Source organism: Pedobacter sp. SAFR-022, assembly GCF_051965375.1.
GTDB lineage: Bacteria > Bacteroidota > Bacteroidia > Sphingobacteriales > Sphingobacteriaceae > Pedobacter.
Genome location: NZ_JBQCME010000001.1, coordinates 1,084,604 through 1,105,723, shown reverse-complemented (window position 1 = coordinate 1,105,723; position 21,120 = coordinate 1,084,604). Strand labels below are relative to the sequence as shown.

The 21,120-nt window shown below is 47.0% G+C and carries 16 protein-coding genes; 5 read left to right on the top strand and 11 right to left on the bottom strand.

Annotation, left to right across the window (positions count from 1 at the left end):
* Positions 1–3: 3 nt before the first annotated feature.
* Positions 4–1,056: a PfkB family carbohydrate kinase gene (locus tag ACTHQF_RS04770; protein ID WP_440428756.1), complete on the top strand. Its 1,053-nt coding sequence runs from the start codon at positions 4–6 to the stop codon at positions 1,054–1,056.
* A gap of 14 nt (positions 1,057–1,070) precedes the next feature.
* The gene (locus ACTHQF_RS04765) at positions 1,071–1,733 is read left to right on the top strand and encodes a bifunctional 4-hydroxy-2-oxoglutarate aldolase/2-dehydro-3-deoxy-phosphogluconate aldolase (RefSeq protein WP_440428755.1); all 663 of its coding nucleotides are present in this window, start codon (positions 1,071–1,073) and stop codon (positions 1,731–1,733) included.
* A 24-nt stretch (positions 1,734–1,757) separates the two neighbouring features.
* On the opposite strand, the gene ACTHQF_RS04760 is transcribed toward ACTHQF_RS04765, so the two are convergent.
* From ACTHQF_RS04760 to glpK, 3 genes are read right to left on the bottom strand one after another with little or no spacing between them, the layout of a single operon-like run.
* Positions 1,758–3,062 (bottom strand): D-alanyl-D-alanine carboxypeptidase/D-alanyl-D-alanine-endopeptidase, encoded by a 1,305-nt coding sequence (locus ACTHQF_RS04760; protein WP_440428754.1) that lies wholly within the window; start codon positions 3,060–3,062, stop codon positions 1,758–1,760.
* A gap of 37 nt (positions 3,063–3,099) precedes the next feature.
* Positions 3,100–3,828, bottom strand: a complete 729-nt coding sequence (locus ACTHQF_RS04755; protein ID WP_440428753.1) for an MIP/aquaporin family protein — start codon at positions 3,826–3,828, stop codon at positions 3,100–3,102.
* 21 nt (positions 3,829–3,849) lie between these two features.
* Positions 3,850–5,343 (bottom strand): glycerol kinase GlpK, encoded by a 1,494-nt coding sequence (glpK, locus tag ACTHQF_RS04750; protein WP_440428752.1) that lies wholly within the window; start codon positions 5,341–5,343, stop codon positions 3,850–3,852.
* Between the two features lie 287 nt (positions 5,344–5,630).
* Here glpK and ACTHQF_RS04745 point away from each other — a divergent pair, with 287 nt between their 5' ends.
* Positions 5,631–6,395 carry a DeoR/GlpR family DNA-binding transcription regulator gene (locus ACTHQF_RS04745; RefSeq protein ID WP_440428750.1) on the top strand — a complete coding sequence of 255 codons (765 nt, stop codon included), beginning with the start codon at positions 5,631–5,633 and terminating at the stop codon, positions 6,393–6,395.
* A 7-nt stretch (positions 6,396–6,402) separates the two neighbouring features.
* On the opposite strand, the gene ACTHQF_RS04740 is transcribed toward ACTHQF_RS04745, so the two are convergent.
* The 8 genes from ACTHQF_RS04740 to ACTHQF_RS04705 all read right to left on the bottom strand — a co-directional run bounded on the left by ACTHQF_RS04740 (position 6,403) and on the right by ACTHQF_RS04705 (position 18,523).
* Positions 6,403–7,089 (bottom strand): GDSL-type esterase/lipase family protein, encoded by a 687-nt coding sequence (locus tag ACTHQF_RS04740; protein ID WP_440428749.1) that lies wholly within the window; start codon positions 7,087–7,089, stop codon positions 6,403–6,405.
* Positions 7,089–8,432, bottom strand: coding sequence for a glycerol-3-phosphate transporter (gene glpT, locus ACTHQF_RS04735; RefSeq protein WP_440428748.1), 1,344 nt, complete (start codon positions 8,430–8,432; stop codon positions 7,089–7,091). Before glpT ends, ACTHQF_RS04740 begins: the two co-directional genes overlap by 1 nt.
* Before the next feature lie 16 nt (positions 8,433–8,448).
* Positions 8,449–9,354 (bottom strand): glycerophosphodiester phosphodiesterase, encoded by a 906-nt coding sequence (locus ACTHQF_RS04730; protein ID WP_440428747.1) that lies wholly within the window; start codon positions 9,352–9,354, stop codon positions 8,449–8,451.
* Position 9,355: 1 nt separating this feature from the next.
* Positions 9,356–10,768 (bottom strand): calcineurin-like phosphoesterase C-terminal domain-containing protein, encoded by a 1,413-nt coding sequence (locus ACTHQF_RS04725; protein ID WP_440428746.1) that lies wholly within the window; start codon positions 10,766–10,768, stop codon positions 9,356–9,358.
* Between the two features lie 7 nt (positions 10,769–10,775).
* Positions 10,776–12,056, bottom strand: a complete 1,281-nt coding sequence (locus ACTHQF_RS04720; protein ID WP_440428745.1) for a DUF5689 domain-containing protein — start codon at positions 12,054–12,056, stop codon at positions 10,776–10,778.
* A gap of 16 nt (positions 12,057–12,072) precedes the next feature.
* Complete coding sequence (locus ACTHQF_RS04715) at positions 12,073–13,545, bottom strand: SusD/RagB family nutrient-binding outer membrane lipoprotein (RefSeq protein ID WP_440428744.1); 1,473 nt, start codon at positions 13,543–13,545, stop codon at positions 12,073–12,075.
* Positions 13,546–13,561: 16 nt separating this feature from the next.
* Positions 13,562–16,801: a SusC/RagA family TonB-linked outer membrane protein gene (locus ACTHQF_RS04710; RefSeq protein WP_440428743.1), complete on the bottom strand. Its 3,240-nt coding sequence runs from the start codon at positions 16,799–16,801 to the stop codon at positions 13,562–13,564.
* A gap of 114 nt (positions 16,802–16,915) precedes the next feature.
* Positions 16,916–18,523: a glycerol-3-phosphate dehydrogenase/oxidase gene (locus ACTHQF_RS04705; protein ID WP_440428742.1), complete on the bottom strand. Its 1,608-nt coding sequence runs from the start codon at positions 18,521–18,523 to the stop codon at positions 16,916–16,918.
* A 305-nt stretch (positions 18,524–18,828) separates the two neighbouring features.
* On the opposite strand from ACTHQF_RS04705, the gene ACTHQF_RS04700 reads away from it, so the two are divergent.
* Positions 18,829–20,079 (top strand): aspartyl protease family protein, encoded by a 1,251-nt coding sequence (locus ACTHQF_RS04700; RefSeq protein WP_440428741.1) that lies wholly within the window; start codon positions 18,829–18,831, stop codon positions 20,077–20,079.
* 51 nt (positions 20,080–20,130) lie between these two features.
* Entirely contained in the window at positions 20,131–21,078 is a 948-nt protein-coding gene (locus ACTHQF_RS04695; RefSeq protein WP_440428740.1) for a hypothetical protein, read from the top strand.
* The last annotated feature ends 42 nt before the right edge of the window (positions 21,079–21,120 follow it).

The window sequence follows — 21,120 nt, the reverse complement described above, 5'->3', positions numbered from 1 at the left end:
CCCATGAGTACAACTGAAAACCCCAGGTTCAATCCAGCGGGCAAAGGCGTATTATCCTTTGGCGAGCTGCTGCTGCGGATCTGTCCGGATGCAAATGGTGATTGGCTACAGACTAACCAGCTACCTGTATACGTTGGGGGTGCAGAACTGAACGTTGCCTCAGCGCTTGCGCTCTGGGACGTTTCATCAGCTTACCTGACCGCTATCCCGGACAACATGCTTTCAAGGCAACTGATCGGCTATATTGAAGCGAGAAAGGTAAACGCAGACCGGATTAGCTTGCAGGGTAAACGTATGGGTATCTATTACCTGACCGCCGGCGAGGATGTAAAACATGCCGGCGTGATCTACGACCGCGCACATTCCGCATTTGCGGAGTTGCAACCAGGTGCAATTAACTGGCCCGAGGTATTTAAAGGCATCTCCTGGTTTCACTTTTCTGCGATATGTCCGGCGCTTTCTGAAAATGTCGTAGCAGTTTGTGCGGAAGCCCTGCAATATGCTTCCGAAAACGGCATCTTTATCTCCCTGGATCTGAATTACCGTGCAAAGCTATGGCAGTATGGAAAACAGCCCATTGCAATAATGCCGCAACTGGCAAGATACGTCGACCTGATCATGGGCAATGTATGGGCAGCAGAACTGATGCTCGGCACACCTCTGGCCGCCGACCTGAAAGCACGCGATACAGAACAAGGTTATCTTGAACAGGCAGAAATCACTTCCAAGGCCATCATCAGCCTATTTCCGAAGTGTAAGGTGGTCGCAAATACCTATCGCTTCGATTTTATGGAAAGTGGTATAAAATATCACACAACGCTTTATGCTGACGAGCAGTTTTACCGTTCCGCAGTATACAGTACACCAGATTACGTTGATAAAGTTGGGAGCGGCGATTGTTTTATGGCCGGCTTAATTTACGGCCATTTCCAGGGGCACAATGACCAGCAGATTCTGGATTTTGCCACCGCAGCGGCATTCAACAAACTTTTCGTTGCAAGCGACGCGACCAGTACCAAAACAGCGGAGATCTATGCCTCCATTAAGAAAACCTGAGCAACATTTTACAGATGAAGAAAACCAGAGAAGAAATATTAGCAGCATTATTGGAGCAGGGACTGTTACCCCTGTTTTATTTGGACAGCAAGGAAGAAAGTGCCGAAATACTCACCGCCTTATACCGGGCCGGGGTACGTGTGTTTGAATATACCAACCGCGGTCCTGCCGCATTGGAGAACTTCAAACACCTGATCGAACTTAAAAACCGCAGCATGCCAGATCTACATCTGGGCATTGGCACGATAAAATCCCTTCAGGATGCTGAAACATTCCTTAACGCTGGTGCCGATTTCCTGGTTTCTCCGATCATCAACCCTGAAGTGGGCAAGCTCGCACAACAAACGGGATTATTATGGATCCCGGGCTGCATGACCCCTACAGAAATTGATCTGGCGCAGCAATATGGTGCAATGCTCATCAAGATCTTTCCGGCGAATATCCTGGGACCTGAATACATCGCTTCCATCAGGGAGCTATTCCCGGGGCAGCACTTCATTCCGACCGGTGGTGTAGACCTTACCGCAGCAAATATCAGTGCCTGGTTCAAGGCTGGCGTAAGTGCCGTAGGGATGGGCAGCAAGCTGATCAGCAAGTCGCTGGTACAGGAAAAAGATTATGCAAGCCTGCAAGAAAACACTAAAAACGTGCTACAAACCATAAAGGAAAACCGGTAGAAACGGAACATTTCTAGCCTGAGTCTAGAAATGTTCATGGATGTAACTTACCACCCGGGCCATCTCTTTCCTGACCTCGGCCGTAGGCAGCACATAATTGTTGTTCATAAAAGAATAGATCAGAACTTTCCCTTTTTTGGTCAGCACGTAACCACTTTGGTTGTGCACGCCAGATAAAGTCCCTGTTTTGCCGTAAACAAAAGGATCATCTGTCTTAGGATAAGCATTCTTCAATGTTCCTGACTTACCGCCTGCCGGCAGCATATCAAACAATCTTTTCTGATCCTTCACCGTATGGTAAATGGAATCCAGTACCGACACCATATCCCTTGGACTGAACAGGTTGCCTTTCGACAGTCCGGAACCATCGACCCAGGAAGGATTTCCCGGTAGATTGGATAAGTACTGCTTTCGGACATGTGCAATCGCTTTTGAGCCATTTAATTCTGCACCCAGGCTATTAGAATAAACAAGCAGTAGCTGTTCAGCAATAAAGTTATCACTTGGCAGCATCATAGCCTTCAAAACCGAATCTGTTTTAACACTGTACAAAGTTTTCGCATCCCCGGGCATTTTCATGTTTACCACACCAATAGAGCGTTTAACCGTATCCGTAAGCAAGTTTACCGTCAATACCGTACTTGTTTTGTAAGGCACATATTGCGTAAAATCTGCCGGAACAGGCAGGTCCGGGTACCTGAAAAGATTCTGATCATAAGCACGAACCACGCGAAAAGCTTTACGATCCGCACTCGTGTCCTTGACAACACAGTTGTTCAGCGATGCCGGTAATACCTGCAGCTTGCCATTGCTGCCGCTTAAGGCAAGCATATTGTCTTTGATGGGGAATTCGTTGATCTCAGGCTGGTAATAGTCATTAAAGTCGTCCCAGGACCAGCCATTCCCATAGAAGTTCCCGGTATAACGCCCGGCGGCGAAAAACAATTTTTTGGGGCTATGCTTCAGGAAGCGCAGTACACGATCACTCTTCAGCTGGTTCTCCAGGAACGAGGGATCACCAGTGCCCCAAAAGATCAGCGAATCGCCGCGTTCTACATAACGCAAAGCCGGAATGGAATCACCCAGCATCTTCAAGCCAGCGTAAAAAGTGTAGAGTTTGGTATTGGATGCCGGAACAAAGTAGCGATCAGCATCTTTCTCATAGATCATCCTTTTTGACTGCAGGTCATATAAGGCAAAACCAGTATGGTACTGGTTGGTTATAGCAGGTTTGTCAAACTGCCTGGCAACCTGCTTGGCCATTTTCTGGTTCATGGAGCAGGCACTGCAAACAATACTGGCGAGGAGGCCTAGGATGATTTTCTTCATGTAAATTTAACTTGTCCGGGTATGGCGGACAAGTTAATTAATTTTTCAGGTACAAAAAGAGCAAGGCGGCAATTGCGGCACCAATAATAGGCCCTACAACCGGGATCCAGGCATAGCCCCAATTTCCATCGCCTTTCTTCGGGATGGGCAGCAGCGCATGCATAATCCTGGGACCAAGGTCGCGCGCAGGGTTGATCGCATATCCTGTGGTACCACCAAGCGAGAGGCCAATGCCCCAGACCAGAAAAGCTACCGGCAATGCGCCCAGGGAGCCCAATCCAAATGGCGTTTTGTCGCCCATCTCGGGGTTTGTAAAATAAAAGATCACAAAAATTAGTACAAAGGTGCCGACCATCTCACCAATCAGGTTGGAGGTCGTATTTCGTATGGCCGGTGCTGTACAGAATACTGCCGCTTTGCAACCAGGATCATGGGTTACCTTAAAATGATCTTTATAGGTAAGCCAGACCAGCAACGCGCCCAGCATGGCACCCAGGAACTGCGCAAGGATAAACATCGGTGCATTTGCCCAGTCGAACTTGCCCGCAATGGCTAGTCCGATGGTTACTGCAGGATTTAGATGTGCGCCGCTATAAGGTCCGGCAATCACCACTCCCGTGAACACGCCAAGTGCCCAACCCGTAGTGATCACAATCCAACCACTACTTTCGCCCTTGGTGCCGGAAAGCACCACGTTAGCCACAACACCGTTGCCCAGCAGGATCACAAACATGGTCCCAATAAGTTCAGCCGTAAATTGATTCATAATTTATGTTGATAAGGTAATTTATTCGAGTTCTGTCCAGATGTTCACGGCCTTCACAGCCTTGTTCCAGCCTTTGATCATTTCAGGCATAGCCGCCGTTTCCTGCGGGGAAAAGCTGTGATCAATCTTCCACTGCTGCTGTATTTCCTCCAGGCTGTCCCAGTAGCCAATAGCCAGTCCGGCAAGGTAAGCTGCGCCAATGGCAGTCACCTCTGTCACCTGAGGCCGTACCACTTGAGTATTCAGAACATCAGCCTGAAACTGCATCAGCAGATCATTTGCCGTTGCCCCGCCATCCACGCGGAGTTCAAGAATATTTTTACCGGAATCCGCTTCCATGGCATTCAGCACCTCCATGGTTTGGAAAGCAATGCTTTCTAAGGCTGCGCGGGCGATATGTCCATTGTTGGTACCTCTGGTCAGTCCGAAGATCGTACCTCTGGCATATTGGTTCCAATGTGGTGCACCTAAGCCCGCAAATGCCGGAACCAGATAAACGCCACCATTATCCGCAACACTAAGCGCCAGCCGTTCTACATCTGCCGAAGTGTTGATGATCTTCAGCTCGTCCCGTAACCATTGCACTACAGCGCCGGCAATGAAGATACTGCCCTCCAGGGCATAGTGAACCTGGTCTTTGATCTTCCAGGCAATGGTGGTTACCAGATTATTTTTAGAGAGGATGGGTGTTTCTCCGATATTCATCAGCATGAAACAGCCCGTACCATAAGTGTTTTTTACCATCCCCGGTTGGGTACACATCTGGCCGAAAAGCGCTGCCTGCTGATCCCCTGCTATCCCTGCAATCGGGATCTTTGCAGCCAGGACAGATCCTGAAGTTTCACCATAAACCTCGCTGCATGATTTTACCTCTGGTAAAAGGCTCGCCGGTATATCCAGCAAGGCAAGCAAGTCCTCGTCCCAGGAAAGTGTATGAATATTGTACAGCATGGTTCTGGAGGCATTCGTAACATCTGTTACATGGACCTTACGGCCGGTCATATTCCAGATCAGCCAGGAATCTACCGTACCGAAAAGTAATCTTCCAGCTGCTGCTTTATCGCGTGCCCCTTCAACATTATCTAAAATCCACTTGATTTTGGTGCCCGAAAAATAGGCATCTACAATTAAGCCGGTTTTCTCCTGGATCAGCACGTCATGCCCCTGTGCTTTCAGCGATCCGCAATAATCTGCGGTCCTTCGGTCCTGCCATACAATAGCATTATATACAGGTTCACCCGTTACCTTATCCCAAACAATCGTCGTTTCCCGTTGATTGGTAATGCCAATCGCCGCAATCTGCTCCGCGGTCAGGTTGGCGTTTAGAACGGCCTCCGTAGCTACAGACACCTGTGAAGACCATATCTCTTTAGGATTGTGTTCTACCCAGCCTGGTTGGGGGTAAATCTGCTTAAACTCACGTTGCGCAATGGAAATAATGGCACCGGTACGATCAAAAACAATCGCACGGGAACTTGTGGTACCCTGATCAAAGGCTAAAATATATTTATTCATACAGTCTGATTTGGTCTCGGTTTTTTCAATATCACAAAATACGAAATCGCCTGTTCAAGTATATGAAATTAAATGAAATATGAAAAGAAACAAAAGCATCTAAAAACGAAAGACCAAATTTGCTAAAGCACTGATCCCAAGAACCATAAAAACTCACCCTGGTGTGTTCGCCAGAACTTGTATTAAAGATTTTACAGCCGATTCCGCCTGCAGTTCCGATCTACCATAAATAAAAATGCTTTGGAATTCAATTCTGGGTATTAAATTGGCCAGACAAATCCTCAATCATGGTTAATATAGCGGAAAGACACCAGTTTATTTTAAATAAAATTCAGAAGGAAGGGCATGTGAGTGTGCTGGATTTATGTAAAGAACTGGATGTATCATCCGTGACCATCCGAAAAGACCTTAAACTTCTCGAAGAAAAGAATTTACTATTCAGAACCCATGGCGGTGCGACCCTAACCGACACCTACACCGTAGATCGGAACGTCAACGAGAAAGAAAAACTGCAAGCCGCAGAAAAGTCGAAGATCGGGTCAATGGCTGCGAAGCTTATTCAACCGAATGATTCGATCATTATCGCCTCCGGTACAACCGTGCTCGCCTTAGCCAAGAACATTCAACCGCTGGACTCCCTAACGGTAATCACCTCGGCAATAAACGTTGCTCAGGAACTGCTGCGTCACCCGGAAGTGGAAGTACTATTGCTTGGCGGATTGCTCCGCAAGAGCTCTTCTTCCGTTATGGGGCCTTATGCAGAGCAGATCCTGGCAGACTTCTTTTGCAGCAAATTATACCTGGGGGTTGATGGTATCGATCTGAATTTCGGTATTACGACAACGAATGTCCTGGAAGCACATCTAAACCGGCAGATGATTGCAGTATCACACAAAGTAATTGTGCTTGCCGACTCCACCAAATTCGGGAAACGTGGCTTTGGACGTATCTGCGGTGTCGAAGAGATCGATGAAATTATCACCGACAGTGGCATTTCCAGCCACATCAAACAGCAGCTGGAAGGCATGAGCATTAAGGTGACCATCGTTTAAAGATCTTCTAGTTCAAATAATCAGCCTGCTTCAGTTTTGCTTTAAAAACTTCATAGCCAGCAGCATTTGGATGTAATCCATCCTTGGTCAGCGCCTTTCTCAAATGGTTTTCTTCATCCAGAAAGTCTGGATAGATGTCAATAACAGAGACCTTGCAGCCTGCAAGTTTCCGGATTTCAGCATTTACCAAAAGGATATGTTCATCCTTGTTGTAATGATTTTTGAACTTTCCAAAGGAACTATTGACCGGTAACAAGGTGTACACATAGACCTTTGTTCGTTTTGAGCCCTGACGTATACGCGATACAATTTTCTTGATGTTTCCAATGATCAGGGAATCGGGAATGTTCCTCGAGATATCATTTATGCCGATCAGCAGGAATACCTTCGCCGGCTTACATGCGATCACTTCATCCAGGCGCTCCAGTACGCCATAGCTGATATCTCCAGAAATACCACGGTTTCTAGCATTAGGCAAGTCAAGCAGGGTTGCCCAGTTTGTTCCAGCGGTGATGCTGTTACCCAAAAAGACAACATCCTTTTTGGAGTGGGCCGCCTTCCTGAATTTGGCAACCTGCTCCGCATAGGTTTTTGGACGATAGGTACTGTCCCAGGTCAACTTTTGTGCTCCTGCGCTACTTCCAAGCAGGAACAAGATAAAAAAGAGGCAGCCAGTCTTAAATGCGTTCTTCATTATTTTAGGTTTACTAAGTTCTGTTTCTCACGGTTCCATGATAGTGCCGTAAAGAATATGGATAGGATACATGCTGCAATGATCATCTCAAAGGCACCATCCCAGCCCCATTCATCCACCACAATGCCAATTGCGATGTTCGCAAATAAAGCGCCTCCAAGGTACCCAAATAGTCCGGTCAACCCTGCAGCAGTACCTGCAGCTTTCTTCGGCACCAGATCCAGGGCCTGAACACCGATCAGCATCACCGGTCCATAAATTAGAAATCCAATAAAGATCAGGGCCGCATTGTCTACCCAGATGTTACCCGGAGGATTCTTCCAATAAACAAAGACTGCTACCGTTACCAGTACCATATAGATCACGGTTGCCGGTGCTCGTCGACCTTTAAACACCTTATCACTAATCCAGCCGCACAACAGTGTCCCCGGGATACCTGCATATTCATACAAGAAATAAGACCAACCTGATTCATTGATCGTGAAGCCTTTTGCCTCCTTCAGAAAGGTCGGCGACCAATCCAGGATACCATAACGCACCAGGTAAACAAAAGCATTCGCGAAAGCGATGTACCATAACATCCGGTTATTAAAAACATAGGTGAAAAAGATTTCTTTTGCACTGAGCTCCTTCTCCTGTTCTGCAGAATAGTTCTTTGGATAGTCATTTTTGTAAGCTTCAATGGGCGGCAGTCCGCAGGACTGTGGCGTATCACGCACCAGGATGTAAGCAATTAAGGCAAATACCAAAGCGATCATACCAGGGAAATAGAACTTACTCTGCCAGTTTCCGAAGATCTCTATGGCCAGGATGGTCACCGGGCCAACCAGGCCGCCACCCACATTATGCGCCACATTCCAGATGGACATCATTGTACCCCGCTCCCGAATGGAATACCAGTGTACCACCACCCTTCCGCATGGCGGCCAACCCATACCCTGGAACCAGCCATTTAAAAACAATAGGATAAACATGACCGTAATGGAGGAGGTGGCAAAGGGAAATACCCCCATGAAGATCATGGTAAAAGCCGAAAGCACCAGTCCAACCGTCAGGAACTTCCGCGCATCACTACGGTCGGAAACGTTGCCCATCAAAAATTTGCTGAGCCCATAAGCAATGGAAACGCCCGAAAGCGCAAACCCAAGTTCCGTCTTGGAATAGCCCTGAGCAATCAGGTCGGGCATACCCAGGGAAAAGTTCTTCCGTACCAGATAATAACCTGCATAACCCAGGAAAATGCCAAGAAAAACTTTCAGTCGTTGTGATTTGTATTCAGGATCAATTCGTTCCTGTGGTAAGAGCGGCTTATGTGCTGCCGGCTTTAGTAAGTCAAAATTCATTTATAGGGCTTAGGTGTTAGTCTACAAGCAAGTTCGGGTAGTCGGAGATGATACCATCTACGCCCAGGCGCTTCAATTGTTCAATCTCTGCCTTCGTATTTGGCGTCCATGGAATGACTTTCATATTCAGATCATGGCATTTTTTCACCAGCTCAGCATCGACCAGTTTGTAAGCAGGACTGTAAATGAAAGGTGTATAGCCAAGCTTTTTCAGATTGTCTTCCACATTACCCTTGTCCACCAGATAGGAGGTGCGGATGTCAGGATATTTTTCATGCAAATATTGAATGGTCCTTACATCAAAAGATTGGATGACAACATACGGACTGATCTTTTTATCGCGTATAACCTCCATGAGCAAGTCCACAAACTGCGCTGGAGCAGGATTTAACACGTTGTCTCCATCCTTGCCCATCTTTGTTTCAATGTTGTAAAAGGGCTGCTTGATGCCTTTTACCTTGGCATAATGCTGCACCGAGTCAATCAATTCCGATAATAATGGAATTTGTGCTTTAACTTTCAGCTGCTCGGGAAACTTACTGTAGTATTTAGCGCCTACATCGTATTTTTTCAGCTCCTCATACCGCATCTTGTATAGGATCAACTGCTTCGATTGTTCCTTTGTAATCTCCTGGCCTTCAGGGCTAAGCGTAAACAGGGGATTCAGATATTCATCATGTGATAGTACAACCTGGTGATCACCAGTGATATGCGTATCCATCTCCAGTGTGGTCACACCCAGATCCATGGCTTTTTTCATCGCCATAATGGTGTTTTCAGGCATTAAACCACGGCCACCACGATGGGCCTCGGTGCTGAAGGCTGGAAATAAAGCCGGTTTATTGCTACTAGCGGTTTTAACGGTCTTGCATGCGGTTCCAAATAGCAGGGCAATGCCAACCATGTATTTTAAACTTTTCATATTAAGCGTCGATTTCTGTGCTGAACTGTTCGCCAAAACGATCTGTAGCGATTACTTTTATTCGCTTTACATCGTTTTCGATACGGGCAACAAAAAGGTGGTCTGTTTGACGTGGTTCTGGGAAATGACGCCCTGCAGGAAGCTCAGGCCCTTTATATAACCTGGTTGCCAGGGGATCAAGGCCTACCTTTTGCCCCAGAACACCCATCGGCCGGCCATCTAGAAAATATTCCACCTTCCATTCCGGATCCCAGTTGTAGACGTTACAGGTTAAGGTTTTCTGTCCCGCTAAAGTCTCCAGGTAGGCGCTCAGCTGTTTTGTGCGATCTTCCCCGGTAGACTTATAGTACCACTTCAAATTGGTGCCATCAACCTCATAAACGCCATAACCACGTGGGGTACCATCTTCGCATACCGGCCCCGTCCACCATGCACCACACACCGTCCCGTGGTTGTGCTCGTAAATGCCGTTGCTGATCACATTTTTATTGTAATGGGTATGCCCAGACATAATGTGAACGTTGGTATAACCTTCCAGTACCTTGTACAAATCGGTTTTATTTTTCACTCCGCTATGTACCGGAATATGGAGGTTGATGATCAAGAGCTGATCTTTTGCAACATGCTCCAGGTCCTTTGCCAGCCATGACAGCTGCTCCTCTACCAGAAAGCCATCATAATCACGATCCGTACCTAAATAGCGTACGTTCTCTAACACCACATAATGCGCCTGCCCCCGATTGAATGAGTAATAGGTTGGCCCGTATGTCGCTTTAAAGGTAACATCCGAGGTTTCATCACCGCCTTTGCGGTAGTCCATATCATGGTTACCCAGGGCCTGAAAAAACGGGATACCCATTTTAGCCACCGCCTGGTTGTAATCCTGAAAAAGTTCCTGCTTATCCCAGACGATATCGCCTACGCAAATGCCATGAACCAGCGTGCCGCTACCCATACCCTGTACCAGCTGCTGCACATCCGGAACTGACGTTTCCATCATCTGCTTCACATCATTTTTGGTTTTCACCTGCGGATCCGCCCATACGATGAACCGGTGACGCGAATCTGTGCCTGATAGTCGCTTCAAAACGAAATCGTGGTTCTTGCCACGGCCAAGCAGGTGATAATGCCTGGAGATGCCATCCGTGTGCAGGAACTCGTACCCTGCAGGTGTGCTCAGCCAAACCGAGCTTGCACGTTCATGCGGCTTTAAGGAATAGTAACCTCCGGCATTGGTCTTCACCACCGAATAACCATCAGAGACAACAACACCTGCAATCCCCTTTGTGCCATCGGTAACCCGGCCTTTCAGCTTTTTCTGCCCGGAAAAAAAGGAAAAAGACTGGCCGGGCATACTGAAAACCAGTGCCCCGCCAATCAAGGATAATCTTTGTATAAATGACCTTCTGTTCATCTTATGCTTAGTTAGAATAGATGGCGATATCTTCGATACACAACCTGCCGTTTAAAATATTTGGAACGCTGGTCGTACCCAAACCTAGTTTATTGATCCGGAAACGTACGTTACCCTTAATGTCTAACAGGAAGGTCTCCTGTCTGGATGCACCACTCTGACACTGAATATCAGGACCGGCAGCAAGCCAGGTCAGACCACCATCGGTTGAATATTCTAAGCGCAAGGTACTCACCGCATCGGTGTAATAAGCGCCTGCCCAAAATGTAACCTTTGAAGCCCCGTTCGGAAGGTCAAAGTTCATCTGTAAGAAGGCCGATTCTTTAAGGTTCTGCTGCATCCGGATGCTTTGTAGGCCAGGAGCATTGATGCGGTCGCGTCCAGCGGTTGCAGCCAGAATCGATTGGTACAACTTCCAGTTTCCTGTTTTCAGGTTAATGCTGTTATCAGGAACGGCAGGCGTATTCATGTTGTAAGAACCTTTTACAGACTCCAGGGGTTCCTCAAAACTCTCTGGCCAGTTCGGATAGATCGGGCCGCTGGCATTTTCCACGTCAGCCGCAGTTCTTAACCGCAGCTGCGGGGTTGTCCCGTAGTTCCCGGCTTCGTCACCAAACAATGGAATTACGGTGTATGTTGCACTGGCTGGTAAGCTATTGCTTGCAAATGTGGCTTCCGCTGCGGTATACAAGGCAACCGCACTGCCCGAGCCATCATCCAGCATCTTATTGCCCGCATAGGTTTCTCCTGTTTGAGGCAACGGCTTAGCATCTGCAGTAACCTTAAGCAGCGTATTTTCATACAGCTCGAAATTACCCAGTAATGCCCCCAAAGCAACCGTTCTTGGCGATACCACATTAGCTGAACTCACCTTGGTAATGTTTGCAGGGCTAATACCTTTTAGCTGAAGCGACGCACCAACCTTCGACAGCGTACTGCCTTCAATATTGATCAGCAAGGAATCACCTGGCAGATAGTTCGAGGCGGCATCTCCAAGCTCGACAAGTAATCCTCTTACCTGTCCCCTGCTTGAATTCTGAATGATAAGGCCACCCTTTGGAAAGTTATTCCCCGTCAGGTTAGAAATCACGACACCACCGGTCTGGGTTGCACCCCCAAGGGCCTCCGCGTTTAACTGTACATCACTGCCTTTATAGGCATTTTTAACTACGTATAGCGCAGCAAAGGAATTTACGGTTCCATCTGCAGGCCTTTCATCCTTTTTACAGGCATTAAATAGCAGCGCGCATAAAGTCAACGCCGTTATGAATGAATAAATCTTCTTCATGTTCTTTCTATTAGGATTACTTATTCCACCAAACCTTTGTGTTCATATCATCAGGCCCGAATGCAGCAACCGCAGCAGCGTAATTGGCCGAATTCAGCGATTGTACATTGACCGGATATCTGAGTCTTGACGGCATCTGTCCGCCATTCTCCAGCCCGGCACCTTTTGGCAGCACCGGATGTCCGGTCCTTCTGTGTTCAAACCATTGCTGAAAGTCAGTAAAGAACAAGGTATAATACTTCTGAAGGTGTATTTTCTCCATCTTCCTGTCCATACTCTCCTCCGGATTCCATTTGATGAACTCATTTTCAAGCTGCCCCTCAGGCACTTCAACACCCCAGAAAGTGATGGCATTGATTACCCCATTGTCATAATAAGTTTTCGCGTCAGCGCTGATGTAGCCTTTCAAAGCCGCTTCAGACAATAAGAACTGTAACTCTGCATAGTTCATGATGTTCCCTAATAAAGGCTCATTCATCAGTGCATCAAGGTAAGTAGATCTCTTTTCCGGCACTTGTCCCCGTGCATAGCCACTCGGCACGCCGATATAGGTTCCACCGTCGATGGTTGCCCATCTGGTTCTGCGCGGATCATTCCACTGGTTCAAAGTGTTGATGAAAAATTCTGTCAGACCATTGTTCCCGCTGAAGTCAAACGGTCTTCCGCCGTAGAAAGAAGAGGTGTATGGCGGCGTCATGGTATATCTTACCACCGCAGACTCTTCATTGCTGCTCATGATCGGATAGTTTGCAGCATTGCTTTCCACGATCTCTCTGATCTTTGCAGCAGCGTTTGTTTCTGGCTTTCCAGACACCCGCATCAGCAAGCGTAGATACATGGAGTTGCCAAATTTACGCCAGTTGGTGATGGTACTTGCTGAAGTTGCACCGGTATTGCGACCGTATAGCGGATCATAAGCCAACTGCTCAGCGGTCATGGTGGTACCTTCTGCAAGCAGCGTATTCGCTTCTTCCAACTTGCGGAAAAGATCTTTATAGATGTCTTCCTGGCGGTCGAATTTTGGCTGGTAAGAACCTTCGCGGCCCTTTCCAGCTTCGGAGTAAGGTACATCGCCATAAGTATCAGTAATCAGGGAGGTTACGTATACCTCACAGATCAGTGCAATACCCATGAAGGTCTTATTCTTCAGGTCATTCGCACGGGTGTACATGTCTTTGAAATTGGTTAACTGCAGGTACCAGTTGTTCCACATGTAATCGGATTCTCCCGGGCGCACCACGTAGCGGTGTATTTCATCGCCATCGGAAATGGCAACGTGGTCCTGCATTAACTCGTGGGTAAGTCTAAGCGCACGATTATTATTTCGCGTAACAACGTCCCAAAGTGATGGCGTCAGCAGTGCTTCGGGTAATGCCGCCGCACTGCGGTTGGGATCTGTATTGATCTCTTTAAAATCCTTTTTACAGGAAGTATTTAGGAGCAGGCCTGAAAGTAAGATCAGGCAAAAAGTTTTGTATGTAGTTTTCATGATTCCTGGCTAAAGATTAAATACCTATACTGATGTTTAGTCCGAAGGTGCGGGTAGATGGGAACTGCCCGGTTTCGAAGCCTGCAGTGATCTCACCGGAACTTCCAATGGTACCAAATTCCGGATCAAACACCGGCCAATCGGTAAACATGAACAGGTCACGACCGTAAACACCAATTGTTGCGCGTTGCAAACCAAGCTTCTTAACCAGGTTCGGTCGTAGGCTATAATCAAACCTGGCTTCCCGGAACTTGATAAAGTCGGTACTGAAAGTATTCGCTTCTACGTTGTCGCGCTGGAAATGGGTTTTGTAATAGGTAGCTGTGCTTGCTGCAACTACGGTATTCGGGCTGTACGTTCCGTCTGCATTCTGCACCACCCCTTTTCCGATGATACCGTTGTATCTTCCCGGTACGGTTTTCTGCAATTTACCTTCGTCAGCAAGTACGGAGTGTGTTAAAGAATAGGCACGTCCACCAAACTGTGCATCAAACAATAGGTTCAGGCTGAAACCTCTGAAGCTGAAGCCCGCACCTAAGCTGCTTTTGTATCTTGCCGTGGAATTACCCAGATATTTGCTATTCTGATCCAACACTGGATAGCCATCACGATAAACAATCTGCCCATCAGGAGATCTTAGATAACCCAAGCCGTAGATATCGCCCATAGATCCGCCTACCCTGGCTTCTATCGTTCCTCTCGGACCAGTAGACATCACGATGGTACCCACGCTGTCTGCGAGCTCCACAACCTTGTTTTCGTTGTAAGAGAAGGTACCGAAAACGTTCATGTTTAAACCATTCTTTGATTTGATCGGGGTACCATTTACCTGAAGTTCCAGACCTTGGTTCTGTACTTCTCCGACATTCAGAATGGTGGCATTATAACCAGAAGCCCGGTCAACCGGTGAAGAAATGATCTGATCCCTGGTGTTGTTCTTATATGCGGTAAAATCAATTTCCAGACGATTATTGAAGAAACGGGTATCTAAACCAAGTTCGTAACTGGTCGTTGCCAGTGGTCTGAGTTCCGGGTTAGCGATGACCGTAGGATTCAAAAGGCTCCCCGGGAAAGTTGTTGGCGAATAGGCATAAGCCGTTTGGTAGGCTGTCGTCGAACCGCTACCCGCGCCTGCAATCGATGCACGCAATTTCATAAAAGAGATGATTTCCGGCATTTTGATCTTCTCCGACAGAACAGCACTGAAACTAGCTGATGGGTAAAAGAAGGAAACGTTGTCTGTGGAGGTAGGTGTTGCCAGGGTACTTGCCCAGTCATTCCTTGCAGTTAAGTCCATGAACAAGAAGTTGTCGTAACTTAATGAACCTAATGCATAGAAACTGTTTACAGCATACTGTGTCCGGTTAGGCAAGGCAACGAGTACATTCTTGCTGTTGGAAAAGTTGTAAATGCCCGGATACAACAATTGTTCTGCACGAAGTTCATCACGGGTATATTTGTTGTGCATCCTGCTTCCACCGCCCGTTATGGAATATTCAAACTTCGATCCGATCTTATCATTATAACGAAGCAAGAAGTCCGTGTTTACCTCCTGATTGTAGATGTTCTGTGTGCGGAACATCCCCGTTGCATACTTGTTGGTACTGAATGGACGTTGCTGCGAACGGGCATCATACGACATATCCATCGACGTACGAACCATTAAACTCAAGTTTGGCAGGAAGTTATAAGTTGCTGTAACGTTTCCAACCACATTGTGTCGGTCAGACTTGTTAAGCATTTCATTTGCAATAAGGTATGGGTTATCGAGCAGGCTACTGAAAGGGCGGTTTTGTAAGATCCCCTCCTGCCCTGGCATCCAGTAATCCCTGAACCAGTCCATATTCATGTTAGGCGTAAGACCGCGCATGAAATACATGATGGTTTGATTGTTATACCCTGTAGATGGCAAATTATCAGAATATTTATTGGTGTAATTTACTTTACTGGTGATCTGTAGCTTGTCGGTGATCTTATGGCTGATAGATAGTGCCACCGTATTCCTGGTGTACCCGGTATTTGGTATGATCCATTTATTCTTCAGGTTGGTGATCGACAAGCGTGCGCTGGATTTCTCGTTTGCACCGTCTAAGGCAATGCTATTGATGAAGTTTGTTCCGGTTTGAAAGAACTCCCTATGGTTATTTTCATAGCCCACCCAAGGTAAACGCTCCGCACTTGTGGTCCGGGTTACAGGATCATACTGAAAGAACTTCTGACCATCAAATTTAGGTCCCCATGCTGAACTGGTACTTCTGGTACTTGCACCATCTGCAGTTGCCAGGTAGGAGTAATATAGATCCTGACCCACATCACCCTGTCCGTATTCTGTCTGGTAGTCCGGCCAGCGTGAAATGGTCTCAATAGAGGTATTTGAATTGAAGCTGATCCCGATACCTTTCTGTCCCTGTCGACCAGATTTGGTGGTAATGATCACGGCACCGTTTCCACCTCTTGAACCGTAAAGCGCTGTTGCAGCAGGTCCTTTAAGCACAGAAATGCTTTCGATATCATCAGGGTTGATGTCGGCAAGGCTGTTTCCAAAATCTGCCGGCGATTCGCTGGAAAGGTAGGCACCGGATCCTGTTCCGGTGGATCTGCCGCTGCTACCGCTGGTGATTACCCCATCAATAACGATCAGGGCTTCACTTTCACCCGATAGCGAATTCTCACCACGTAAGATAATTTTGTTGGATCCTGCGGGTCCACCACCTGACTTAACCATGTTTAAACCTGCAACTTTACCAGAAAGTGCATTGGTCCAGTTGTTGGAAATGGCATTCGTCACATCTTTATTGTCGAGCGTTGAAACCGAATATCCCAGCGCTTTTTCTTCCCGTTTAATGCCCAGGGCGGTTACAACAACTTCATTCAGCTCACTCGATGACTCCTTTAACCTGACCGCTAATTTAGGCTGGTTAGCGTTGATCGGTAAGGTTGTGGCAGTATAGCCAATCATGGTAAAGCTGAGCACAGAACCTTTTGGAACCTTAATGGTAAAAGCACCGGTGCTATTGCTCGTGCCATAAACTTTTCGTTGTGCATCCATAATGGTTACACCCGGGAGCGCCTGTCCGCTCTGGTCATCTACGATGGTTCCGCTTACGGTAACCAGCTCCTGCATCTGCTGGCGATATTCCAGTGCGACACTGGGAGCCGCAAACGACCCCAGCGGCATTTGCGCAGCGTACATAAACAAAGCAACGCCAGCAATATACTGCCCAGCCTTGCGCCGTTGAGTAAATCTTTTTTTCATACTATAGGTATTATACTTGGTTTCGTTTTTGTTGTGGCATTTCAATTTATTTCGTTTTTTAAAAGGCCACGAAGATCTTGATTGCAGTCAAGTTGTATGTTAAGGAATTATTAATTAAGCCTTCGTAACGTAAGATTTACCGATGCTGCCGGATCCCGCAGGTCGCAGGAGATAGTCATTTGCCAGCATGCTGAACGCTTCCACCTGATTATTAATCCACTGTTCATCTTGTTTTAATTCCCCTGCCATGATGCGTGCTACAGCCGGTGCGAGTTCAATCGCTGCCGCTGCATCCAGGAACAGGATGCGGATTCTTCTTGCCAGCACATCTTCCACCTTGCGTGCCATCTCATTCCGCACTACCCACACCACTTCCGCAGCGATGTATGGATGCTTTTCATGTATTTTACGCCCCAGCTCCGGTTGCGTGGTAACCAATTTGCGAATACCTTCCGCATCAGCGCCATATACCGCAAGGGCATCATTGGAGGCCGTCGCAGTATAACCGTGTACTTTTGTCGTCCGCGTTACACAAGCCGCCGGGGAAAGTTTACCCAAGGCAATGGCTTTGTCAACAACGTCCATGGCCATTTTCCGGTAGGTGGTCCATTTTCCACCAGTGATGGTAATCAGCCCTGATTTACTTACAATTAGCTTATGACTTCTGGAGATCTCTTTCGTTTTATTGGTATCCTTACCTGGTGCGGCCAGTGGGCGTAAGCCAGCGAAAGCGGAAAGCACGTCTTTCCGTGTAGGGGCCTTCGACAGATACTTGCCTGCGGTATTCAGAATAAACGCTATTTCCTCCTCCAAAGGGCGAGGTTCGGAACTGTGTGTATCCAGCGGCGTATCTGTTGTACCAACCAGTACTTTTCCATGCCATGGCACTGCAAATAACACCCTGCCATCAGAAGTTTTCGGAATCATCAGCGCGCTATTGCCTTTCAGGAAGGACTGGTCCAGTACCACATGGGCACCCTGACTTGGCCGTACTAACGGATCACCTTTCGGCACATCCATTTTTAAGATCTCATCTACAAAAACGCCGGTTGCATTGATCACCACCGAAGCCTCCAGGTTATAAGTCTTTCCACTTTCCAGATCTTCCAGGCTTAGACCGCAAACTTTGTCTCCCTTTTTAGTTAAGCCGGTAACTTTCGCGTAGTTCAGCAATACGCCACCATGTTCAGCAGCCGTTTGTGCCAGGTTAATTGCCAATCTGGAATCATCAAACTGCCCGTCACTATAACTTACACCCCCGATCAATCCCTCCGGATTTAAGCCGGGAATGGCTTTCATAACCTCCGCTGCAGAAAGAAAGCTGGACTTGCGGAAATCATTCTTTCCAGCCAGCAGATCATAGAATTTCAAGCCGACCAGGTACATGTATTTTGTTTTCCAGGAATAACAAGGAATAATAAACTCCTGATCATGAACCAGATGCGATGCATTGGTCAGCAACAGGCTTCGCTCATGCAAAGCTTCATAAACCAGCGCAATATCACCCTGTGCCAGATATCGCACCCCGCCATGTACCAGCTTTGTACTTCTACTTGATGTACCTTTTGCAAAGTCGTCCTGCTCCAGCAGCAAAGTTTTGTATCCACGACTTGCTGCATCCAGCGCTGTGCCTAAGCCTGTTGCACCACCACCAATTATAATGATGTCCCAATCCTGCTGTTCTTCTAGCTTGCTTATTGCTGAATTCCGATCTAATATCATTTCGATTCTTTTATAAAAAGCTTCGTTATCTTTCGTTTTAGCTTTCAAAACAAAAGTAATGAAACAATAAACAATTCCAAGTTTTGCAGAAGAAAAAGATTTACAAGATTCTTCCGCCTACGTTTACAGGCATTTACACCCTATTACACAGCAAATAGCCTGGCTGGAAATGAATTGAAATCAAGGCAAGTTTTTCATGGAAGCTTATGGATGATCCGGAAATCCTATGGAGCCTGATATTAACCGCGTGGCAGAATTATGGAAAGCGGCAGATGAAGTATCCTTTGAAATTCTTAAATTACTTAATGCTTTTAGGATTTTTGGCTATTGTTCGGATTTGCCATTGGCTGCTTGTCATCTGGCTGCTGCTTTTATGGCCTCCTGCAGAAGTACAAGGACAACAATTTGAGTTCAGAGGCAAAAGGAAGCAGCAAACCATGAACTTCCAGCTGATCAAAAACCTGATTGTGATCCCGGTTTACATCAATGACAAAGGGCCCTTCAACTTCATTCTCGACACCGGCGTATCCCCTTTGCTCATCACAGACCCCAGCATTCTGGACACGCTGGATTTTTCGCAGCTACGGCCGATGAAGATCTCCGGGCTCGGGCAGGGTGAGATGATTGAAGCTTATTCTTCAAACACCATTGATGTCAGTGTTGGTGCCTCCAGGATGGATAATGTGCCTACGGCCATTCTAAAGAGCGATATCTTCAACCTGTCAAACTTCCTGGGTATACATGTACATGGTCTAATTGGCTACTATTTTTTAAACAGCTTTGTGGTCCATGTAGACTATTTCAGCCATACGATGAAATTTTACCGGCACGAGCTGAAGCGGAAGATCAAAGGTTTTGCGGTACCGATGGAGATGATCCTTAACAAGCCTTACCTGCACCTCTCCGTCATGGCACCTAACGTGGGGCTCTTCAATGCCCGGCTCCTGATGGACAGTGGCGCCAGCTTCGCCCTTTCCCTGGAGAGTTTAGCCGGTCAGAAGTTTCCCCTGCCCGACAGCAACATTACTGCAAACTTAGGTATGGGCTTCGGTGGTTTGATCAGCGGACACATCGGTCGCGTTCATAATTTGAGTATCGGCCGGGTGACCTTAAGTGACGTATTAACAAATTACCCGGATTATGCCGATGGTGCGGCAAAGGTAATGTCCACCGGGCGAAATGGCAGTATCGGAGCGGAGCTGCTGCGGCGTTTTCACATCACTTACGATTACCGGAACAGTGTGGTTTACCTTAAACCAAATAGCGCATTGAAAAACGCGTTTGATCATGATATGTCAGGCATGGAAGTCTATATGGAAGAAGGTAAGTCAAACCGCTTTTTCATCGAACGCATTGAAGAAAATTCACCTGCAGAAAAGCAGGGTATACGTCCTGGTACCGAGTTGCTGGAGATCAATTTCAAGTCCGTTACCAGCCTGGACCTGCAGACCATTGTGCAGCTGCTTAAAGCCGGAGACGGTAAAAATGTAGTCCTTAAACTATTCCAAAATGACGAAATCGTTTATAAAGTCCTAACTTTAAAAAAGAGAATCTGAGCTCCTGCCCGCTTGCGGGCATTATTTTTACGTGTAATCCGTTTATAGAGAATGTTAAATTTCAAAACGCTGATTTATTTTTTAGCTGTTGGATTGGTAATTAGTGCGTGTAACTCCACACCTGAAAAAAATGCAAAGAAAGAAAAGAAGAAAAAAGAAGACATAAAAAGACTGGATTTTACGCCGATCGTTGGCATAAAATACCATGAGGTGACGCGTCGCTTCAGTAACGGGCTTTCCTTTTCTGATATCGGCTTTCAGCAGGAACCCAGCTGGATCATACAGTTTGCCTCGAATGATACAGTGAAAGCCTGGAGTCCGCAAAAGCAGATCATGCAGTCCTTCTACTTCATGTACGATCACGGGGATGTCTATAATTTCGCCGGTGAGTGGTTCCGGATCAAAGGGTTCAGCAAAGACAGCATCCGCATGCAGCGTCTGCAACTCACCAACCGGGTGATTGAGAAAGACATCCGCTCGGATGTTTTCATGACCTATTATTCGGAAGATTACCTGAAGAAGATCAACAAAACCCCTGAAGAACTGCGTAAGCCTACCGCGGCTGATACGGCTTTCATCCGCAAGCTTGTTGCGCGGGCCGACCGCAATCCGGCAAATGCCGATAGCGCTTTTGCGGGCCGCATTCCTGTGCAGTTCACTCCAAAAAGTAAGATCATCAGCGTAAAGAAGCTAAGTACAGTAGATCGATTGGTCGGCAGAACGGAGTCTTACGACTATTTGTTCCCCGAGTACCGCATTAAAATAGAAAAAGCTTATCAGGATTTTGGCTACTCATTTACGGCGGTGGTCGACAAGCATGGTAAGATCTACCTGAACAGCTTCCGGGATGATATGCCTGAATATCATGAGCAAAGAAAAAAGGTATTGGAGGGCATCATTGACGTGTACTTACAGAACCTGCTGATCGTGAAACCTGGCAGCACGCTGGGCATCCCACATTCTTCTGAAATCACCCTAAATGTGAGTGGGAAAAAGTAGGAAAAAAGTCACATAATTTCTATATTCCTCAAAAATTCAAGC